Annotated in this window: 16 protein-coding genes; 1 reads left to right on the top strand and 15 read right to left on the bottom strand. The window is 64.5% G+C overall.

Going from position 1 to position 20,397, the window contains the following annotated elements; all coding sequences use genetic code 11:
- Window positions 1-29: 29 nt before the first annotated feature.
- The 11 genes from H0A72_RS10265 to H0A72_RS10215 form a co-directional block, all read right to left on the bottom strand.
- The gene (locus H0A72_RS10265) at window positions 30-1,085 is read right to left on the bottom strand and encodes an ABC transporter substrate-binding protein (RefSeq protein ID WP_180155000.1); all 1,056 of its coding nucleotides are present in this window, start codon (window positions 1,083-1,085) and stop codon (window positions 30-32) included.
- Between the two features lie 44 nt (window positions 1,086-1,129).
- On the bottom strand, window positions 1,130-2,149 hold the full coding sequence (locus H0A72_RS10260) for a CobW family GTP-binding protein (protein WP_180154999.1): 1,020 nt from the start codon (window positions 2,147-2,149) through the stop codon (window positions 1,130-1,132).
- Entirely contained in the window at window positions 2,139-3,758 is a 1,620-nt protein-coding gene (locus H0A72_RS10255) for an amidohydrolase family protein (RefSeq protein ID WP_180154998.1), read from the bottom strand. Before H0A72_RS10255 ends, H0A72_RS10260 begins: the two co-directional genes overlap by 11 nt.
- Window positions 3,759-3,781: 23 nt before the next feature.
- Window positions 3,782-7,591, bottom strand: a complete 3,810-nt coding sequence (gene putA, locus H0A72_RS10250) for a trifunctional transcriptional regulator/proline dehydrogenase/L-glutamate gamma-semialdehyde dehydrogenase (RefSeq protein ID WP_180154997.1) — start codon at window positions 7,589-7,591, stop codon at window positions 3,782-3,784.
- 13 nt (window positions 7,592-7,604) lie between these two features.
- Window positions 7,605-8,849, bottom strand: coding sequence for an amidohydrolase family protein (locus H0A72_RS10245; RefSeq protein ID WP_180154996.1), 1,245 nt, complete (start codon window positions 8,847-8,849; stop codon window positions 7,605-7,607).
- Between the two features lie 38 nt (window positions 8,850-8,887).
- On the bottom strand, window positions 8,888-9,763 hold the full coding sequence (locus H0A72_RS10240; protein ID WP_180154995.1) for an ABC transporter permease: 876 nt from the start codon (window positions 9,761-9,763) through the stop codon (window positions 8,888-8,890).
- A 14-nt stretch (window positions 9,764-9,777) separates the two neighbouring features.
- Window positions 9,778-10,827, bottom strand: a complete 1,050-nt coding sequence (locus tag H0A72_RS10235) for an ABC transporter ATP-binding protein (protein ID WP_180154994.1) — start codon at window positions 10,825-10,827, stop codon at window positions 9,778-9,780.
- 2 nt (window positions 10,828-10,829) lie between these two features.
- Window positions 10,830-11,588 (bottom strand): ABC transporter permease, encoded by a 759-nt coding sequence (locus H0A72_RS10230; protein ID WP_246436958.1) that lies wholly within the window; start codon window positions 11,586-11,588, stop codon window positions 10,830-10,832.
- A 223-nt stretch (window positions 11,589-11,811) separates the two neighbouring features.
- A complete protein-coding gene (locus H0A72_RS10225) occupies window positions 11,812-12,612 on the bottom strand; it encodes an IclR family transcriptional regulator (protein ID WP_218953266.1) in 801 nt (266 codons plus the stop codon).
- Window positions 12,613-12,665: 53 nt separating this feature from the next.
- Window positions 12,666-13,526 (bottom strand): amidohydrolase family protein, encoded by an 861-nt coding sequence (locus H0A72_RS10220; RefSeq protein ID WP_180154992.1) that lies wholly within the window; start codon window positions 13,524-13,526, stop codon window positions 12,666-12,668.
- Window positions 13,527-13,534: 8 nt separating this feature from the next.
- Complete coding sequence (locus tag H0A72_RS10215; RefSeq protein ID WP_180154991.1) at window positions 13,535-14,479, bottom strand: tripartite tricarboxylate transporter substrate binding protein; 945 nt, start codon at window positions 14,477-14,479, stop codon at window positions 13,535-13,537.
- Window positions 14,480-14,738: 259 nt separating this feature from the next.
- Here H0A72_RS10215 and H0A72_RS10210 point away from each other — a divergent pair, with 259 nt between their 5' ends.
- The gene (locus H0A72_RS10210) at window positions 14,739-16,442 is read left to right on the top strand and encodes an FAD-dependent oxidoreductase (RefSeq protein ID WP_180154990.1); all 1,704 of its coding nucleotides are present in this window, start codon (window positions 14,739-14,741) and stop codon (window positions 16,440-16,442) included.
- A 17-nt stretch (window positions 16,443-16,459) separates the two neighbouring features.
- On the opposite strand, the gene H0A72_RS10205 is transcribed toward H0A72_RS10210, so the two are convergent.
- From H0A72_RS10205 to H0A72_RS10190, 4 genes are all read right to left on the bottom strand, one after another.
- On the bottom strand, window positions 16,460-17,773 hold the full coding sequence (locus H0A72_RS10205) for an amidase (RefSeq protein ID WP_180154989.1): 1,314 nt from the start codon (window positions 17,771-17,773) through the stop codon (window positions 16,460-16,462).
- Between the two features lie 96 nt (window positions 17,774-17,869).
- Entirely contained in the window at window positions 17,870-18,628 is a 759-nt protein-coding gene (locus H0A72_RS10200; protein ID WP_180154988.1) for an SDR family oxidoreductase, read from the bottom strand.
- A gap of 23 nt (window positions 18,629-18,651) precedes the next feature.
- Complete coding sequence (locus H0A72_RS10195) at window positions 18,652-19,377, bottom strand: SDR family oxidoreductase (protein WP_281494231.1); 726 nt, start codon at window positions 19,375-19,377, stop codon at window positions 18,652-18,654.
- Between the two features lie 2 nt (window positions 19,378-19,379).
- Window positions 19,380-20,378, bottom strand: coding sequence for a Bug family tripartite tricarboxylate transporter substrate binding protein (locus tag H0A72_RS10190; RefSeq protein ID WP_180154986.1), 999 nt, complete (start codon window positions 20,376-20,378; stop codon window positions 19,380-19,382).
- Window positions 20,379-20,397: the final 19 nt, after the last annotated feature.

The following is a 20,397-nucleotide window of genomic DNA, read 5'->3' as shown; positions in this document are numbered from 1 at the left end:
GAATCCGGCTTCCGGTCGGCTGAACGGGTTTACAGGCCCGCCTTGAATTCCTTGTTCCAGAAGTCCAGGCTGGCCGCCCGCTGCGCGGCCAGCGCTTCGAGGTTGTAGGGATGGATACGGGCGAGTTCCTCGGGCGTGAAGCCCACCCGCTTCTGCAGGTCCGGAGGCAGCGTCGCGTTCTTGACCGTCGGCGCATAGCCCATGGTTTCCGCAAAGCGCAGCTGGCCTTCGGGCTCGAGCAAGGCATTCAGGTACTTCAGCGCGGCCGCCTTGTTGCGGCTGTTCTTGGGCACCGCACCTTCGAAGGTGACCGGGATGGCGCCCTCTTCGGGAATGACGAATTCCAGCGGCAGGCCGGCGTCGCGCCATTGCAGGGCGCGCGCCTTCCACATGCAAGCAATCCAGATCTCTTCCGACTTGAAGGCCGCCGCGACCGCTTCGTTGGACGGGAAGACCTTGGGCTGGTTGCCTTTCAGCTTGCGCAGGAAGCTGTATCCCGGCTCGAAGCTGTCGCCCTTCCCGCCTTCCGCCAGGCCGGCGAACAAGGTGTTGAAGTTGTAGAGAATGTCCGAGAATCCCACCCGGCCCTTGTACTTGGGGTCCAGGGTGTCCTTGAAGGACTTGGGCGGCGTGGGCACCTTGTCCTTGTTGTACACCAGCACCATCGCGCTGAAGATGTGCGGAATGGAATACGGCGTGCGGAACGTTTCAATGGTGTTGGCCAGGTTGGGCACGTTGCCGGCCGTTACCGGCTCCAGCACTCCCGCCGTGCTGGCGTCGTACATGTCCAGGTCGCCCAGCATGGCCACGTCCATCGACCCGCGCCGGGAATTGCGCTCGGCCTTCAGCTTGGTGTTGCGCGCGGTTGCGTTGCCGGTATCGTAGACCGGCTTGATGCCCATGGGTTCGACGATGGGCGCAATGAACTTCTGCAGCAGGTTCTGGTAGTCGCCACCCCAGGTGCCCACCACCACATCCGTGGCCTGGCCGTGGGCCAGTCCGGGGATCATGGGAAGTGAAGGCACCAGAACCAGGCCGGCGGCCTGTTTCATGAATTTGCGTCGATTCAATTCTTTTTCTAGCATGGTTGCCTCTCATGTAGTGAGAAAAGTTAAATGATGCGGCAGCGTCAGGCGAAAACCTTGCTGCTGCGTTGAGCTACGGCTGAATGCTTCGTGTTGCTTAATGCGATGGGCGCGTCCGGCAAAGCCGCCTGGATGTCCCCGGCGTCGATATCGCGGGCAATGACCACGCATATGTCTTCATGGGCGGCCAGGCCCACCAGGCGGCGCGGCGCGCCGAACGTGGCGCCGACGCTCTGGATGTGTATGGGTTCGGCGCAGTCGGCGACCTTCAGGACCGCCTTGACTCTCAGCAGTTTATCGCCGCATATCGAAGCCAGGTCGTCCAGCCACATCGCCACGTCGTCCCAGGACGCGCCCGCGCGCAAGGCGCCGGCCATGACGTGGATGCGCGGGTGGGCCTTGGCCGGCGCGCCGCCGAACAGGCCTTGCACGGTGCCCTCGGCCGGGCCCGCCGGGCCGCTGTCGGCGAAGGCCTGGCGCACCGCCGCGGCGCGGTCGGCATCCGCAACGATTTGCGCAAGGGGGTTGACGCCCCGGATGACTTCGATGTGCGCGCGGGCGGCCTCGGGCGCAACCAGGTCGAGCTTGGTGAGCATGACGCGCTGGGCCGCTCCCAATTGCGCCGCGGCCTCGTCGAACTCATCGACGTTCAAGGCTCCGCGCACGCAATCGTAGGTGCTGACCACCGTCACCCGTATGCCGCGCCGCGCGAGTTCCGGATCCGCCAGCGACGCCACGATGGGGCCGGGGCGGGACAACCCGCTGGTCTCCAGCACGATGCGGCGCAGCGGGCGCGCGCCGGGCGGCCTGGGCGCGTCGAGCATGGCGCCCACCGTCAGCACCAGGCTGCTGCGCAGGGAACAACACACGCAGCCGTTCGACAGCAGGGTCAGCGGGATGTCGTCGGCGCCGTCTTTCACCACCACGCCGTCCACGCCGATCTCGCCGGCCTCGTTGACAATGACGCCGGTTTCCCCCTGGCTGTCCGACTTCAGCAGGTCGAGCAGCAGCGTGGTCTTGCCGCTGCCCAGGAAGCCGGCAAGGATGAAAAGCTCAACGGGCATGGGGAGGCCTTTGGTCGCCGTCTTCGCCCCAGCTGTCGTCGGCCAGCTTGCGCACGTCCGCCAGCAGTTCGTCCACGTCGAAAATCAGCCCCGCCTTGATGGTATAGCGCAAGGCCCGCACCCACTCGGGCCGGCCTGTCTGGTCGTTCAGGCGCCATGCGCCGGTGCCATACAGGAGCTTGAAGTCTTCCAGCGGGTTGTGATCCATGACCAGCAGGTCGGCGCGCTTGCCGACGTCCACCGACCCGGTGTCCTGGTCTATGCCCAGCAATTCCGCCCCCAGCGACGTGGCGGCGCGCAAGGCCTCCAGCGGATGGAACCCCGCTTCCTGCAGCAGTTCGAGCTCGCGGATGAGGCCGAAACCGAAGATCTGGAAAATGAAGCCGCTGTCGCTGCCGGCGCAGACCCGCCCGCCCAGGTTCTTGTATTCGTTGATGAATTGCATCCAGAGCCGGTAGTTCTCCTTCCACTCGATCTCGTTCGTGGTGCTCCAGCGATACCAGTAGGACCCATGGCCGCCCCGCTGCGGCTGGAAGTATTTCCAGATCGCCTTCCACGTGTAGTCGTCGTGCCAGTCCGCCCGGCGCGCGCGCATCAGGTCGCGATTGGCATCATAGATGTTGAAGGTGGGCACGAAGGTATGGCCCAACTCCAGGAAGCGTTCCATGACCTCCTTCCATTTCGGGCTGCCGGGCTGGGCCGCCTGCTTGAAGGTCTGGCCGGCCAGCGCGAAACGAAAGTATTCGTCGCTGTAGTTGTAGTCGGTGGGAAACTGCTGCACCACCCTGGACTCGAACAAGGCTTCGGGCAGGCCGTAATAGTGTTCCGAGCTCGTCAAGCCCCAGGTCGCCGACTTCAGCGCGTTGACCCGCGTCACCGCCATCTGCGCATGGTGGCAGCCCGAGCGCAGGCCTTGCTTGGCTGCCTCGTCGAGCGCCGCCTGCATGATGGTCGGCGGCGCACCGAAGAACTTGATGCCGTCCGCGCCCCGATTCTTCAGCTTGCGCACCCAGTCGCGCGCCTGGTCGGGCGTGTAGATCGTCTTGACACGGTCGTTGACCGCCGGAAAATAGGCATAGGACAGAATATTGGGCGCGGCGATCTCGTTCCGGGCGGATGCCTCTTTTTGCTGCATGGTGTAGCCGAGCCCGTTCAGGCCGCCCATTTCACGCACCGTCGTCACGCCATGGGCCAGCCACAATTTGTAAATGTAGTCGGCGGGCGGCTCGACGCCGCACATGGAATGGTAGGGCGTGCCGATATGCGCGTGCGAATCGACCAGTCCCGGCATCACGAACTTGCCGTGGCAATCCACCTCGAAATCGCCAGCGGCCGGCCTGCGGTCCTGGTTGATGGTGTCGAGCGACGCCCCCACCCCCGCCAGCGCGGCGATGCGGTCGTTCTCGATCACGACGTCCACGGGGCCCCAGGGCGGCGCTCCGGTGCCGTCGATGATGGTGGCGCCGCGCAGCACCAGCCGCTTGAACGGGCCCGCGCCGCGATCCCGGCCGGTGGCCGGCACCGGCGGGCGCCACCCTTTGCTGGCGTTCAGGTCGCCCATTTCTTCGCCGGGCAATGAATTGATGTAGGGGTTGTCTGGTTTGCTCATTTCCGAGTTCCTGTTTCCATGATTCAGCCTATGGCCATCAAGCCGGCGTTGCCGCCGGCCGCCGTGGTGTTCACGCTCAGGGACCGCTCGCGCAGCAGCGGTTCCGGCAAGTATTGCGCGCCGTCGCGGATCGCCTCCGGCGTCAGGCCCTGCACTTGAAGCAGCGGGCCGTCCCGCAGGGCCAGCCGCCGATTCAGCTCGCGCAGGGCGTCGCTGTCGCCCTCGAACAGCACCGCGTCGACGGGCGCCGCATCGATGCGGTCCATGGCGACCCAGCTCACGCCGTCCTGCTCGGCGCCCTGCGCGCCCAGTGCAGCGCGGGCGGCCCGGACGTCCACGAAACAGGCCTGGTTGCCCGTCAGCCGGCATGCCTCCCATTGCCGCCGCGCGCCTTCCTCGCTGGCGGCCAGGCACAGCACGGCGCCGCGCGGAACCACCGTATAGGTATTGTGCTCCCCGGTCGGCCCGGGGAGCTGCACGGTTTGCGGCAGCCCGGCGGCGAGCTCGATGCCGGCCGGCATGTGCGCCGGCCGGCGCGACAGCAATCGGTACAGATACAAGGGACCGCCCGCCTTGGGTCCCGTGCCGGACAGGCCTTCCCCGCCGAACGGCTGCGCGCCCACCACGGCGCCGACGATGCTGCGGTTCACGTAGATGTTTCCGGCCCGGACGCGGGAGCTCACGTATGCCACCATCTCGTCGATGCGGGTGTGGACGCCGAACGCAAGCCCGTATCCCGTGCCGTTGATGGCGTCGATGACCGTGCCGATTTCCTCGCGCCGGTAGCGCAGGACATGCAGCACCGGGCCGAATACCTCGTGCGTCAGCATGTCCAGGCTGGGCAATTCGATGAGGGTGGGCGGGACGAACGTGCCATGGCGCGCCTCGGGCGGCAACGGCAGCTGCTCCACACGGCAGCCCGCCGCGCGCATGGCCTGGATGTGCGCCTCGATGCGCGCCTTCGCGTCGGCGTCGATCACCGGCCCCACATCGACGGAGAGCCGGTCGGGGTTGCCGACGGCGAGCTCGCGCATGGCGCCTTCCAGCATGTGCAGTATTTTGTCGGCGCAGTCTTCCTGCACGAACAGCGCGCGCAGCGCGGAACAGCGCTGCCCCGCCGAATCGAACGCCGACGCCAGCACATCGAGCACCACCTGCTCCGGCAGCGCCGAGGAATCGACGACCATGGCATTCTGCCCGCCGGTTTCCGCGATGAAAGGAATGACGCCGCCGTGGTCGGACAGGCGCGTGGACAGCGTCCGGGCAATATGCCGGGCCGCGTCCGTCGAGCCGGTGAAGGCCACGCCGCCCACCACGCTCGCCGCCGCCAGCGCCTGCCCCACCGTCTCGCCGTCGCCCGGCAGCAATTGCACCGCCGCATCCGGAACCCCGGCGGCGCGCAGTATGGACACCGCCTGGGCGGCGATCAGCGGGGTTTGCTCGGCCGGCTTGGCGATGACGGTATTGCCGGCCGCCAGCGCCGCGGCCACTTGGCCCATGAATATGGCCAAGGGGAAATTCCAGGGGCTGAGGCACGCGACCACGCCCAGGGGGCGGTGCGTATCGTTGCCGAACTCGCGCTCGATCTGGTCCGCGTAATAGCGCAGGAAGTCCACGGCCTCGCGGACTTCCTCCATGGCGTTGGCCACGGGCTTGCCCGCTTCCCGGACGATGAGCCCGATCAGCGATTGCATGTCGCCTTCCAGCATGTCCGAAGCGCGGCGCAGGCATTGCGCCCGCTCTTCGACGGGCGTGGCCTGCCAGACCGAACCCGGGCCGGCGGCCTGCTCCAGGGCGCGCGCCACCTCGTCCAGGCCGGCATGGACGACATGCCCGACGATGTCGCGATGATCCGCGGGATTGATCACGGGTTCCGCCCGATCGGGATCCCAGCCCTCGCCGTCGCCGAGCATGGGCGCCGCTTTCCATTGCCGGTTGACGCTGTTGGCCAGGGCCGCCGCCAGGGAACCGAGCCTATGCTCGTTGGTCAGGTCTATGCCTTGCGCGTTGAGGCGCGCCTGGCCGTCGCCGCGGTAAAGATCGCGCGGCAAGGGAATGCGCTCATGGGGAACACCCAGCGGCCACAAGGCCTTGGCCGCGTCCACCGGGTCGGCGACCAGCTGTTCCGTGGTGATGCCGTCCATTCTCAGCAAGTTCACGAACGACGTGTTCGCGCTGTTTTCCAGCAGCCGCCGCACCAGATAGGGCAGCAGGATCTCGTGCGTGCCCACCGGCGCGTAGATGCGGCAGGGGCGATTCAGCTTGGATTGCGATACCGGCCCGACCACTTCTTCGTAAAGGGCTTCGCCCATGCCGTGCAGGCATTGGAACTCGTATTGCCCCGGGTAGTAGTTCTCGCCGGCCATGTAGTACACCGCCGCCAGCGTATAGGCGTTATGGGTGGCGAACTGAGGGTAGATCTCGCCCGGCGCGGCCAGCAGCCGGGCCGCGCATGCCAGGTAGGACACGTCGGTGTACACCTTGCGGGTGTAGACGGGATAGCCTTCCAGCCCCGATTCCTGGGCGCGCTTGATCTCCGTGTCCCAATAGGCGCCCTTGACCAGCCTGACCATCAGGCGGCGCCTGCTGCGCCGCGCGAGGTCAATCATGTAGTCGATCACATAGGGCGCCCGCTTCTGGTAGGACTGGATGACGAAGCCGATGCCGTTCCAGCCTTTCAGGTCGGGCTCGGCGCACAGCGCTTCGAGCAGGTCCAGCGAGATCTCCAGGCTGTCGGCCTCTTCCGCATCGATATTGAGGCCCACGTCGTACTGGCGCGCCAGCTTCGTCAGCTCCAGCAGACGGGGATAGAGCTCGTCCATGACCCGGTCGTGCTGCCGCCGGGAATAGCGGGGATGCAGCGCCGACAGCTTGATCGATATGCCCGGCCCTTCATAGATGCCGCGCCCCGCGCTCGCCTTGCCTATGGCATGGATGGCGAGCTCATAGGCGCGGTAATAGCGTTCCGCGTCCTGGGCCGTCGTCGCCGATTCGCCCAGCATGTCGTAGGAATGGCGAAAGCCCTTGCTTTCCATTTTGCGGCTGTTCGCGATGGCTTCGGATATCGTCTGGCCCGATACGAACTGCTCGCCCATCATGCGCATCGCCATGTTGACGCCCTGGCGTATCAAGGGCTCGCCCCCCTTGCCTATCATGTGCGACAACGCCTTGGAAAGCCGCTGCTCGCTATTGACGGACGCCAGCTTGCCGGTGATGAGCAGGCCCCATACCGCCGCGTTGATGAACAGCGACGAGGAGCCGCCGATGTGCGCCTTCCAGTCTCCCTTCGAGATCTTGTCGCGGATCAGGGCGTCGCGCGTGGCGCGGTCCGGAATCCGCAGCAAGGCTTCGGCCAGGCACATCAATGCGATGCCTTCCTGGCTGGACAGCGAGAACTCCTTGATCAGCGCCTCGACCCCGCGGCCGGCGCGCTTCTTGCGCAAAGCCGTCACCAGCTCCGTGGCCAGCCGGCGCACCTCGTCCTTGCGCGGCACCTGCGCCTGTTCCAGCAACAACGGCAGGCATTCGGGCTCGGCCCGGCGATAGGCCGAGGTGATGGCCGCGCGCAATACGGACTGCGGCCGGACGTCCTGGCTGAACATGAAGAACGGCGGGGCGTTGTGCCATTCGGCCTCGTCGGCAAGCGGCAGGGGGCCGTCGTCCCCGCCTTCTCCCGCGGCCGGCGGAAGCCGGCCCCGTTCGATCTGTTCCAGGAATGAAATGAGCGCCTGCTTGTGCAGCCAATGCGGCGTTCGCCCCACCAGCTCGGACGCGCTCTTCAGCCGATTCCGGATCGAGCTGTCCACCTTCACGCCCAGGTTAGTGCTTGCCATGATGATTCAGGCCTTAAGCCAGTTCGTCGTGATAGATCTTTCCGCCTTTCATCACCAATGGGATATGGTCGCCCTGCCCCAGCAGGCAGCCGATGTCTTTATAGGGATTGCCGTCCACGACCAGGACGTCGGCCATGGCGCCTTCGGCCAGCTGCCCCAGACGGCCCTGCATGTTCAGGACTTCGGCGCCGATCAGCGTGGCGCTCTGGATGACTTCGAAGTTGGACAGGACCTCGGCGCGGATGCGGAACTCGTCGCTTTGCAGGCGCTGCGACGGCCCGAGCAGATCGCTGCCGAAGCCCATCTTGACGCCCGCCCGCTTGTAAAGCTGCAGGGACTCCAGCCCCGCGGTGCGCACCGTGGCGATCTTGGCCACGCTGTCCGCCGGCAGGCCATAGGTGGCGCCTTCGTTGGCCAAGGCCTCGTAGGTCACCAGGGTCGGCACCACATAAGCGCCCTTTTCCGCCATCAGCCGCGCCACGCGCTCGTCGATGAGGTTCCCGTGCTCGATGGTGCGCACGCCGTTGCGCACGGCGCGCTCGATCGCATCGGCGGTATAGGAGTGCGCCATGACGTAGGTCTGCCTGCTGCGCGCCTCGTCGACGATGGCGGCGATTTCGTCTTCGGAATACCCATAGGCCGCGATCGGATCGGTGGGCGACGCCACGCCGCCGGACGCCATGATCTTGATCTGGTCCGCGCCCATCTGGAATTCCTCGCGCACGGCGCGCCGCACGTTGTCGACGCCGTCCACCACGCGGCCGATGTCGCCGGCGCGGAAGCAGCACCCGCAAAAACTCATGGGCCGCAGCTGGTCGGAACGCTGGCGCGGGTCGCCGTGCCCGCCGGTCTGGCTCAGGGCGCGGCCCGAAATGAAAAGCCGCGGGCCGACGATGGTGTCTTCTTCCACCGCGCATTTCAGCCCCCAGCCCGCGCCCCCGGCGTCGCGCAGGGTGGTGAACCCGCGGCGCAGCATGGCGGACATGATGGGCACGGCGCGCATCATCACCAGCGCATCCGGCAGGAAGCCCTGGGAGCTGAGGTTCAACTGCGTGGCCATCACGTGGCCATGCAGGTCGATGAGGCCGGGCATGACGGTCTTGCCGGCGGCATCGATCACCCGGGCCGAGCTCGACGACAGCGGCTTGTCGGACACCTCTTTGATCTTGCCGTCTTCGACCAGCACGTCATAACCTTCGAGCAGTTCGGGCTGCGTCGGATCCAGCAAATTCCCATTCTTGAAAAGTACAGCACTCACGACTTGACTCCTTGAGCTTCAGCAAAACCGTGGATGGATCACGACACCATCGTCCTCACGTAGCGACGGTGTATGAGCCAGTTGGAAAACAGGGCCATCAGCAGGGTGGCGACCACCAGCACCAGGGCGAGCGTCGCGCCGAACGGCCAGTTCGCCGCCTTGGTGATCTGGTCGTAGAGCGCCGGCGCCATCATGGTGATGCCGGTGCCGCCCAGCAGCACCGGCGTGGCATAGGCGTTCATGCAAAGAATGAACACCAGCAGGGTGCCCGCCGCGACGCCCGGCGCGGCGATGGGCAGCACCACCCGCCTGAACGCCGTGAAGAAGCTGGCGCCCAGGCTCTGGGCGGCTTCCTCGATGGAGAAATCGATGCCTTCCAGCACGCTCTGCAAGGTAAGGATCAGGTACGGAAGGACCACGCCGGTCGTGCCGACGATGACGGCCAGCGGCGTATACATGATCTGCATGGGCGCATCCACCAGGCCCAGCTTCTGCGCAATGAAGTTCACGAAGCCGGCGTTGCCCAGAATCACCATCCAGCCCGCCGCGCGCACCACGTTCCCGACCATCAAGGGAAACACCAGCAGGATGATGAAGAGGCTTTTGTAGCGGCTCTGCGTCTTGGCCAGGAAATAGGCGACCGGAAAGCCCAGCACCAGCGACAGCACCGTGCACGTGGCCGCGACATAGACGGTGCTGAAGAAGACGTCGCGGTAATACGCGTCCTGGAAGAACTTGACGTAGTTGTCCAGCGTGAAGCCTTCCACCATCATCGCCGCATCGAAATGATTGAAGCTGTACCGGAACAGCATCAAGATCGGCACGATCATGATCACCAGCACCAGCACCGACGCCGGAAACGCCAGGCTGGCGCCGCGGCGCTTGTCGGACTTGCCCTTGATATCGACATCCATGAGCGACTCCGGCCTCATTCCGAAAAAACGACGCAGTCTTCGGGCTGAAAGCACGCATGCACGCGCGTGCCCGGCGCATAGGCGCGCAAATGGCCGCTTGCGTTGGACAGCTGCGAACTGACCGACTCGCCCGTATCCAGCTTGATGCGCACGTCCAGAATGGAACCCAGGTAGACCGCCGAATCGACCACCCCCGCCAGCGCATTGGGCCCTTGCGGCTCGCCCTCGAGCCGGACTCTTTCCGGGCGCACGCCTATCCTGCGGGTGGCGGCCCCGGCGGCGGGCACGACGATCTGCTGGCTGGACGCCGTGGTGAAGCGGCCCGGCTCGCGGACCGAGCCGTCGAAGAAATTCATCTTGCCCAGGAAGTCCGCCACGAAGATGTTGTCGGGCCGCTCGTACAGAGCGTCGGGCGTGCCGATCTGCTGCACCTTGCCGTCATACATGATGGCCATGCGGTCGGCGATGGCAAGCGCCTCTTCCTGGTCGTGCGTCACGAAGATCGTCGTCAGCCCGAGGTCGCGCTGCAGGGCGCGGATTTCCTCGCGCACGTCCAGGCGCAGCTTGGCGTCCAGGTTGGACAAGGGTTCGTCCAGCAGGAAGACGCGCGGCTGTATGACCAGCGCGCGCGCAATCGCCACCCGCTGCTGCTGCCCGCCGGACAGCTGCCTGGGGTAGCGGTCCCGATATTGCGTCATGCGCACCATGTCCAGCGCCTCGCGCACGCGCTTGTCGCGCTCCGCCACGGGGATCTTGTGCATCTCCAGGCCGAACATCACGTTCTCGCTGACGGTCATGTGCGGAAACAGCGCATAGCGCTGGAACACCATGCCCGTGTTGCGCTTGTGGACCGGCATGCGGGTGACGTCTTCGTCGCCGATATGGATGGTGCCCGCGGTGGGTTCGATGAAGCCCGCGATCATGCGCAGGGTGGTGGTCTTGCCGCAGCCGCTGGGGCCGAGGAAGGCGACCAGCTCGCCGTCTTCGATTTCGAGTGAGAAATCGGCCACCGCCACGGAGGAACCGAACTGCTTGCTCAAGCGATCAATAGTTACTTTTGCCATGTTCAAACCACCTGACTGAGTTTTACGAACCGGTCAGTGACCAGCATGACCACCCCGAGCAACAGGATCTGTATGGCCGAAACGGCCGCAATCGTGGGGTCGAGATTGAATTCCAGATACTGCATGATGGCGATCGGCAGCGTGGTGCGCCCCGGGCCGACCAGCGACAGGGAGAGCTCCAGGTTTTCGAACGACACCACGAAACTGAAAAGGGAAGCCGCGACGATGGCGGGCCTGAGCATGGGCAGGGTGATCCGGCGGAACGCCACACCAGGCGGCGCGCCCAGGTTCCGCGCCGCCTCGATGATGGAAGGATCGAGCCCGTGCATGCTGGCGGACACCAGGCGCACCGTCCAGGGTATGGTCAGGCAGACATGGGCGAGCACCAGCCCGCCGTAGGTGCCGACCACGTCCATGTCCAATATGTTTTCCACCCGCAGATAGGCCAGGTAAATGGCCACGCCCGCCACGATGCCGGGAATCAGCAAGGGCGACAGCAGCAAGGTGTTGACCGAATCGCTGCCCCGGAAGCGATAGCGGATGATGCCCAGCGCGGCGGCGACGCCCAGGACCACGCCGCATACCGACGCGATCGCCGCGACCTGGAAGCTGGTCAAAAAGCCGTTGACGAAGGCCGAATCCGTGATCGCCTTGGCATACCAGGAAAGGGTATAACCCGATGGCGGAAAGTAGAGGATCGCATCCTTGAAGAAGCTGAGCCAGACCACGAAGATCAGCGGGCTCAGCATGAATAAATACATCAGGACGACGAACGCCCGGTGCAGCAGGCGCGGCCAAGGCACCCGCGCGCCCCGCTTCGCCCGGGCGGGCGCCCCGGCGCCGGCCTGTTTTTGAACAGCAGAAAAGTCCATGGACTACCTCGTTTCTACCCCGGTAGAACCATTTTCCAGGTTCGGTTATACCGGTGTGCCTTATAGGTTGAACCGCATCGTAAACGCAGGTAGAACCGATAGGCAATAAGGGTTAGTCCGTGGTTTTTGCGGGCTTGTAGCCCAGCGACTTCGAGACTTGGGCCGCGCATGCCAGCAGTCGCCGAGCCATGTCGCCGTCCCAATCGCTATCGAAGCCGGGCGCGGCACCCATGATCAATATTCCCAGCGCGATGCGCCCATTGGCATCGAACACCGGAGCGCAAAACGCGTTGATGCCGGGAATGGGCTGCCCCAGCGCGCGCGCAAGGCCCCGCCTCCGGACTTCCTCGGTCGCCTTCTGCAAAGAGGTATCGGAGTGCGCGTCGTTCGGGTTCTTGTAATGCAGGCCCATGGAATCGGCGGCAAGGACATCCTCTATGACCCGGGGCGGCATGTAGGTGGCAAAGAGGCGGCCCGTGGCGGTGTGCAGCAAGGACATCACCGTGCCGATGCGCAGGTTGACGTGCAGCGGACGCGCCGGCTCTTCCAGTTGCACGATCGTGGGGCCGAGATTGCCCCATACCGCCACCGCGACGCCTTGCGAGGTCGCGGCAGCCAGCTCGCCAACCACTTTGGACGCCTCCTTGACGGCGTCGATCCGGCGCAGCTTGGCCAGGCCGAGCTCGAGCGCAAGCGGCCCGAGCTCATAGCGATTGGATGCGGGGTCCTGGGTGACGAAGCCGACCTTGCAGAAGCTGACCAGGTAGGGATGCGCCTTTCCGGCGGCGACGCCCGACGCAAGCGCCAAGTCGCGGAGGGCCATGGGTTCGCCATGGTCGCTCAGCGTCTTGAGCAAATGGCTGCCTATTTCGATCGACTGTATGCCGCGGCGGGTTTTTTCGGACGAACTCAAAGCGGGTGAACCCTCGAGTGGGCGCCGCCCACTCACTGCGGACGGCCTGGTTTCTAATTGCCTGTTGCCGGTTGCAGCTGCAAAAGGCGCGCAGCATTTTGATATAGGATTTTATCCATTATCGGCGCAGCGATCGGCAAGCCGGTGAACCATTGGCAATACTCCACCATCGGCGCCATGGGATACGCGGTTCCGAACAGGAAGCGGTCTTGCAGGAAACCCTTGGCGGCCGCCAGGTATTCGTCCAGGCCTGGAAGCGCTTCATTCAAGTACATATCGGGGCTCAGCCACAAGTTCGGTCGGCGGAAAGCAATATGAATGATTTCCTGGACATGCGGCCAGTTGCCATGCGTGGCCACGACTTGCAAGGCGGGGAAATCGGCCAGCACGCGATCGATGTGCTGCGGATCCGTGTAACTGATGTCGGGGCCGGCGTTGCCGCCGGTCATCAGCAGCAGCACCGTGCCGTCCGCTTCGCAGCGCTCGTACAAGGGGTAGAGCAGGCGGTCGTCCGCATAAAGCGGCTGCGCCCATACGCCCGGCTCGAGATTGAGCACGGTCATGCCGAGATCGCGGATTTCCTGATATTGCTGAAGCATGCCGCGTATCGTCGGGCTTTCTATGGACCCCACCGGACAGAACCTGTTTGGATAGTCTTTGGCGATCGCCGCGACGTCGGCGTTGGAAACCGCGCCCAGCAGCGTGGTGTTGCGGCCCACGCATACGCCATAGACGATGCCCGCCGCGTTTGCCTCCTGGAAGTACAAGTCCATGGATTTCTGCTCCGCCGACGGCGCCGGCTCGTAGCCTATCTGTTTCGTGAACCGGTTGCGGATGTCGGGCCGCGTATAGATGCGCGCATCGAGAAACGACAGGGCGGGCGGACGGGTGCGAAAGTCGATGATGTCGGACATAGCGTTCCTTACTGTTTTGGAATTTGAGCGATTTCAATCATTTTGGCCCACGACTGGATTTCACGGTCGATATAAGGGCCGAACTCGGCGGCGTTCATCAGGGCGGGCTCCACGCCTATCGATGCCATCTTGGCGGCGACCTCGGGGCCGGACATGGATTTTTGAAGCGCGGCGTCCAGCGTGGCGAGGACGGATTTCGGCGTATCCGCCGGCGCCATGACGCCATACCAGCTGGCGATGGAATAATTGGGGAAGGTGGCCGCCAATGCGGGGACGCCCTCCATGAGCCGGGAGCCTTCATGCGGAGTAACGCCCAATGCGCGCGCGTTTCCTCCCTTCGATTGGGCGATGGCATTGCCGAAATCGACGAAAGTGAAATCGATCTGCCCGCCGAGCATATCCGTGACGGCGTTTGGAATGCCCTTGTAAGGGACATCGAGCACCTCCATTTTTGCGTCGTGCTTCAGCACGGCCAGCGCGATTTGCGCGCCGGGAGAGCCGTAGCCGGCCGAGAGCTTGCCCGGCTGCGCCTTGGCCCGCCGCACCAGATCATCCACGGTCTTGACGGGGCTGTCGGCTTTCACCATCAGCGCCATGCCGGTCGAGGCGACCTTGCCGATGGGCGCGAAATCGGCGGCCGCATAGGGCATCTGCTTGAGCAGGCTGTAGTTCATGGCCTGCAAGGCGGCCGAAGTCATCAGCAATGAATAGCCGTCGGCCGCGGCCTTTGCCACGGACGCAGCGGCTATGGTGCCCGATGCCCCGGGCTTGTTCTCGACGACGACGGTGCCTTTCAATTCGGCCCCCAAGCGTTCAGCCACTAAACGCGCCACGAGATCCGTCTGCGAGCCGGCGGGAAACGGCACCGTCAGCTTGATGGGTTTGTCGGGGTAGGCGTGCGCCACAGAGCACGCGAGCAAAAGGCTCGATAGAGCCAGACGGATGGCATACATGTTTGTCTCCTGGTGGATTTCGTGGTTTTCGCGCGGGCGTCCTCGCGTTTTTTTACTCTACGGCTCAAATTTGTTATTGTCAATTGATTTTGCTACTGACTAATCATATGAGCAAAAGGGTTTTCCCTAGCCATGAAAAAGCTTCATATCCTTGATGTGCATTCATTCCAGACACGTTTTAGCCTTGCAAGGCTCTTGGTGCATAATTAGAATTAGACTAACTTATTAGTTAATAATAAATAAACAGCTGGAGTGAGCTATGGAACATCCCTCTTCACCTTATCAGTGCGACGTCCTGGTCATCGGTTCCGGTGCATCCGGCATGTCGGCCGCCATCACAGCCGCCTTCCACGGCCTGGAGGTGCTGGTCGTGGAAAAATCCGCGCAATATGGCGGCACCACGGCAAGGTCGGGCGGCTGGCTGTGGATACCGGGCACCCGGCTCGCAACCGAACAAGGCATCATCGAACCGCCCGGCGCCGCAAGGGCTTATCTGCAGCACCAGGCCGGCACGCACTTCAATGGTCCTCGCGTCGATGCATTTCTGGAAAAAGGCCCGCAGGCCGTAGAGTTCTTCACCACCCGCACATCTCTGCGGTTCGACATGCCGGCGGTCTTCCCCGACTATCATGCCGAGGCGCCGGGGGGAGTCCAGGGCGGCCGCTCCATGGTCACCCGCCCCTTGTCGGGCAAGGAACTGGGCCCTTTCATCCAGAAACTCGCACCGCCCCTGCCCGAATTGACGGTCCTGGGAATGATGCTCGCTTCGGGCGAAGACATCAGGCATTTCATGCGCGCCTTCAAATCCTGGGTTTCGTTCCGCTATGTCTGCCGGCGCCTGGCCCGGCATGCCATCGACGTCGTCCGATACGGCCGGGGCATGGGCTTGACCAACGGCAACGCACTGGCCGGGCGGCTGGCCAAGTCCGCCCTGGATCTGGACATCCCCATCTGGCTCTCCACGCCCGCCGTCGGTTTGCTTCATAAAGGATCGAGGGTGGAAGGCGCCATCGTCGACCATGAGGGCACGCGTGTGCAGATCACCGCCCGCCGGGGCGTGGTCCTGGCTTGCGGCGGCTTCCCTCACGACACGGAGCGGCGCGGCGCGCTGTTTCCCCACGTGCGCAACGGCTATGGCCACCACTCGCCATCGCCGGCCGCCAACACGGGAGACGGGCTGCGCCTGGGCGTAGCGGCGGGCGGGCATGTGGATCAGACCATTCCTCATGCCGCAGCCTGGGTGCCGGTGTCGATCATGAACCGGCCCGACGGATCGCTCGGCGTCATGCCCCATTTCATCGATCGGGCCAAGCCGGGTGTCATCGCCGTTACCGCGCGGGGCGTGCGCTTCACGAACGAAAGCAATTCATATCATGACTTTGCGCAGGACATGACAGCCGCCTGCAAAGACCAAGACGAGGTCCACGCCTGGCTGATCTGCGATCACAAGACGCTGCGCAGCTACGGGCTGGGCCGCGTCGCCCCTTTTCCCATGCCCATAGGCCGGCATTTGCGCAGCGGATACCTGCGGCGCGGGTCCACCATAAGCGCCCTCGCCCGTGAAATCGGCGTGGATGCCGCCGCGCTGGAAGCCACGATAGCGCGATTCAATCAAGGCGCCCGCCACGGCGAAGATCCCGATTTCGGCCGAGGCAGCAGCGCTTACAACCGCTTCCAGGGCGACCCGGCCAATACGCCCAACCCGTGCATTGCGCCCGTGGAAAAAGGACCGTTCTACGCCATCCGGCTGACCATCGGCGACATCGGCACCTTTGCCGGCCTGGTCACCGACGAACGTACCCGGGTCCTGACCCAGTCGGGCGCCGCCATCGAAGGCCTGTACGCGGTGGGCAACGATGCCGCCAGCATCATGGGCGGCGAATATCCCGCCGCCGGCATCACCTTGGGGCCTGCCCTGACGTTCGGGTATATCGCCGGGATGGAACTGGCGGGACGGAAATGACTGATCCGGGCTTTGGATCAGGCCTTTGCAGGCCCTGAGTTCAAAACCCCTTCCACGCGCTCGGCAAAATCCAGCAATGCGAAGTCCGCGCCGGGCGCGGCCATTATTTGCAGCCCGGTCATCGGCTGCCCATCGACCGCCGGGATGGGCAGCACGGCTGCCGGCGCGCCAACGAAATTGGCCAGCAGCGTCAGGTCGGCCTGCTGCGTGGGCACCGCGCTTTTATAGCCGAAAGCCCGCTGGCCCACCGCCGGCAGCAACAAGGCGTCCGCGTCGGCCAGCCATGCCCGCCACAGCAAGACGGCGTCTGCCGCCTTGGCCCAGGCGCGGGCGAAGTCCGCCGGCTTGCGATCTTCCACCCAACGCAAAGCGGCGGCCATATCCTTCGGAAATTGGTCCGGATGCTCGGCCCATTCCTCTCGATACGTCCATAACAGCTCGGCCTCGCATAGCAGCAGCCCGGCCCGCCGCAGCGGCGTCAAGCCATCGGCTTGCGCCTCGAAACGATGCACGGCCATGCCCGCGGCTTCCAGCTGCGCAATCGCGGATTGAAACGCATCCCACACTTCGGGCTCGATATCCAGGCCGTGCAGCGCCGTTGGCGCGCGCAATGCGCGCATGGGCCGAGCGGCGGGCGCATCGGGCCACAGGCGCGAATCGGCGCAGGCGGGATCAAACCCGCCTACCGCCGCCAAGGCGGGCCGCAGACTTGCCGCATGCCGGCCGAGCAAACCGATATGGTCCAATTGCCGGCAAAGAGGCACCGACCCGCGAGGGCTGATCCGCCCGTAACTGGGCTTGACGGCCGCCACGCCGCAATAGCTGCCCGGTATGCGCACCGAACCCATGGTGTCCGTACCCAGCGCCAGGTCGGCCCAGCCCGCCGCGATGCTGGCGGCCGCGCCGCCGCTGGAACCGCCCGCCACCCGGCCGGGATGAGCCGGATTGGCGCAGTCTCCGAAGTCGGCATTGTGGTTCGTCGCCCCGAAAGCCGCCGCGTGCATATTGGTTTTTCCGAGAATGACCGCACCGGCGGCGCGCAAGCGCGCCACGGCGACCGCGTCGTCGCGGGCGACGGCATGGCGGCGGAAACCGAGTCCGGCGGTGGTGGCCAAGCCGGCCACATCGATATTGTCCTTGACCGAAACCACGACACCATCCAGCGGCCCCAGCACGGCGCCGGCGGCGTGCCGGGCGTCGCTTGCACGCGCTTCTTCGAGGGCCGTGCCGCAAAGCGACAGATATACATTGGCCCCGCCGTTATGCCGCTGGATATCGGCGAGCATTTCCGCCACGCGCTGCTCCGCGCCGAGGCCGCTGGGGAGTTCCAAGGGGGGTGTCCAAGCGTTGGTTGATGAGCGTGCCATCGATGCGCCTCTGTTGTAGCGAGGCCGGCGCTTTGGACGGCCTGTCGCCTCATTCGACATTCAAGGCATGAAGCTGCCGCCGTTCACATCGATGATGGCCCCGGTAGAGTAGCTTGCCTCTTCGGAGGCCAAGTATGCCACAGCGGCGGCGACCTCTTCGGGGGTTCCCATGCGAGAAATGGGTATTGCGTTGGCCAGCTTGCTGTTGGTGCCGTCATCCACAGCGGCGGTCATGTCCGATTCGATCCGGCCGGGCGCGACGCAATTCACCGTTATGCCGTATGGCGCGGCTTCCGCCGCCAGTACACGGGCGAACCCCACCATGCCGGCCTTGCTGGCCTGGTAGTGCGCGCCCGGCACGGCTGTCCGCGTGCGCGCAGCCTGGCTGGCGATCATGATGATGCGGCCGGATTTCCGGTGGCGCATCGCCTGCAGGCATGTCTGCGTTACCAGGAAGGTGCCCGTGAGGTTGACCGCCATCACTTGGTTCCACTCGCTCAACGGCATGTCGATGACTGGACGCTTGGCGCCGTCGGTCTTCGGGGAAATACCGGCATTGTTCACCAGTATCGACAGGTGCTCCCACCAATCGCCCAGGCGATCGGGAAGGCTTTGGACCGCCTCGCTGTCAGTGATGTCGATTTGCACCGAGCGCGCATTGATCGACATGCCGTTCAGCTCTTGCGCCGCCGAATGCACGCCGTCCGATACGTCAAGCAAAACGATGCGATGCCCATTTTGCGCCAGCCGTTTGCCGATGGCCCGGCCGATACGGCCGGCCCCGCCCGTCACGAGCGCGACGCTGTGCTTGCTGACCATTTTTCATGCCTTCCAGAATATGTTCATGTGGGTGCGGCGCCGATGGACAGCCCGCCACAGGCGTAAAGCACCTGCCCGGTGACGTAGCGGGCATCGTCCGACAGAAAGAACGCAACCGTTCCGGCGATGTCTTCCGGCCGCCCCAGCCGGCGCACGGGAATGCGGTCCGCCAGTGCCCGCCGTTCTTCCTGGCTCATGGGATTGTTGTTGCGGTATAGCTCGGTCTCTACCGGCCCCGGCGCAACGGCGTTGACGATAATGCCATGCTTGCCGAGTTCCAGCGCCCAAGTGCGCGTATAGCCGACCAAGCCGGATTTGGCGGCGGAGTATGCGCTACGGCGCGGCATGCCCAATGCGGCGCGGCTCGAAATATTGACGATCGAGCCGCGTTTCGAGCGGATCATGGACGGCAGGCAAGCCTGCACGACTTGCAAAGGCGCACGGACGTTCACTGCGAGGATGCGCTCCAGCTCGTCCACAGACGTTTCCTCTATGGTGCTGGAGGTAGTCAGCCCCGCGTTATTCACGACGGCATCTATTTGAAACTCCGCGCTGATCCGCTCCAGGACGAGGCGGGTTTCGCCGGCATCGGCAAGATCTGCCCGGTAAAACGCGCCGGGGAAAGGCGCAGCGGGCACCGAGCGTGCCAGACCGACGACAATATGGCCGTCTTGGTGGGCCCTGTTCGCGACGGCCAAGCCTATGCCCCGGCTTGCCCCCGTGATGAGGATGGTCCGCTGATTCTTCATGTTCAGTCTGCCCGAGCGCCTGAAGCTTCGACGACCTTCGCCCATTTATCGACGTCGGCTCGAACCAGTTGCGCGAATTCTTCAGGCTCGTTGGGCGCCGGCGGGATGCCCAGGCCCCGGCTGACCAAAATTTCATGCGTCGCCTTGTCGGCAAGCGCGGCGTTCACCGCGGCGTTCATTCGCCGGACGATGCTGGCATCCGTCCCGGCGGGAGCGAACAGGCCAAACCACGTTTTCACCGCGAAGCCGGGCACACCGGACTCGCTGAGCGAAGGGATGTCGGGCCGGGAAGGCCAGCGCTCGGCCGTGGTCACGCCCAGCGGCCGCAACTTGCCGGCATCGACGTTCGGCATGACCGTGGGCATGTTGTCGAAGACGGAGTCTATCTGCCCGCCCAGCAGCGCCGTCATGGCCGGCCCGCTGCCATTGAAGGGAACATGCAGGAGCTCGGTCTTGGTCTCGAGCTGGAAGAGCTCACAGGACATGTGAATCGAAGAGCCCGGACCCGACGAGCCGCAAGTCAGTTTGCCGGGGTTCGCCTTGGCATAGTCGATGTATTCCTGCACGGTCTTGATGGGCAGCTTCGGATTGACCACGAGCAAATTGGGGACGGTTCCGAACAAGGAGACCGCCGCAAAATCACTGACGATGTCGTAGCCTGGATTCTTGTAGAACGTACGGTTGATCGCGTTCGCGCCGCTGCCCACGTAATAGGTATAGCCGTCCGGCTTTTCACGCTTTACCGCGACCGCGCCAATGTTGCTGTTGGCCCCGGGCTGGTTCACGACGACAATCGATTGCCCCAATTGCTCGGACGCCACTTTGGCTATGGTTCGGGCGACGACGTCGGTCGTGCCGCCGGCGGCGTAGCCAACCACCCATGTGATGGAGCGCGCCGGCCATTTGTCGGCGTTGCCGTTTTGCGCATGCGCCGCAATGCATGGGACCACGCTCAATGCACAGGCCAACGCGAGCTTGAGCTTCAACGAATTGTTCTTCATGAAAATGTCTCCTAAACGT

It is taken from the genome of Parapusillimonas granuli (assembly GCF_013416525.1).
GTDB classification, from domain to species: Bacteria; Pseudomonadota; Gammaproteobacteria; order Burkholderiales; family Burkholderiaceae_B; genus Parapusillimonas; species Parapusillimonas granuli.
The sequence above is the reverse complement of the archived record's forward strand: the minus strand, read 5'-3'. Positions and strand labels throughout refer to the sequence as shown.

Bases quoted from the DNA above. Each gene is read 5' to 3' on its own strand.
- H0A72_RS10260 (WP_180154999.1), bottom strand. From the start codon at position 2,149: ATGCCCGTTGAGCTTTTCATCCTTGCCGGCTTCCTGGGCAGCGGCAAG.
- H0A72_RS10230 (WP_246436958.1), bottom strand. From the start codon at position 11,588: ATGTATTTATTCATGCTGAGCCCGCTGATCTTCGTGGTCTGGCTCAGC.
- H0A72_RS10220 (WP_180154992.1), bottom strand. From the start codon at position 13,526: ATGTCCGACATCATCGACTTTCGCACCCGTCCGCCCGCCCTGTCGTTT.
- H0A72_RS10190 (WP_180154986.1), bottom strand. From the start codon at position 20,378: ATGAAGAACAATTCGTTGAAGCTCAAGCTCGCGTTGGCCTGTGCATTG.
- putA (WP_180154997.1), bottom strand. From the start codon at position 7,591: ATGGCAAGCACTAACCTGGGCGTGAAGGTGGACAGCTCGATCCGGAAT.
- H0A72_RS10200 (WP_180154988.1), bottom strand. From the start codon at position 18,628: ATGGTCAGCAAGCACAGCGTCGCGCTCGTGACGGGCGGGGCCGGCCGT.
- H0A72_RS10210 (WP_180154990.1), top strand. From the start codon at position 14,739: ATGGAACATCCCTCTTCACCTTATCAGTGCGACGTCCTGGTCATCGGT.
- H0A72_RS10235 (WP_180154994.1), bottom strand. From the start codon at position 10,827: ATGGCAAAAGTAACTATTGATCGCTTGAGCAAGCAGTTCGGTTCCTCC.
- H0A72_RS10265 (WP_180155000.1), bottom strand. From the start codon at position 1,085: ATGCTAGAAAAAGAATTGAATCGACGCAAATTCATGAAACAGGCCGCC.
- H0A72_RS10255 (WP_180154998.1), bottom strand. From the start codon at position 3,758: ATGAGCAAACCAGACAACCCCTACATCAATTCATTGCCCGGCGAAGAA.
- H0A72_RS10195 (WP_281494231.1), bottom strand. From the start codon at position 19,377: ATGAAGAATCAGCGGACCATCCTCATCACGGGGGCAAGCCGGGGCATA.
- H0A72_RS10215 (WP_180154991.1), bottom strand. From the start codon at position 14,479: ATGTATGCCATCCGTCTGGCTCTATCGAGCCTTTTGCTCGCGTGCTCT.
- H0A72_RS10240 (WP_180154995.1), bottom strand. From the start codon at position 9,763: ATGGATGTCGATATCAAGGGCAAGTCCGACAAGCGCCGCGGCGCCAGC.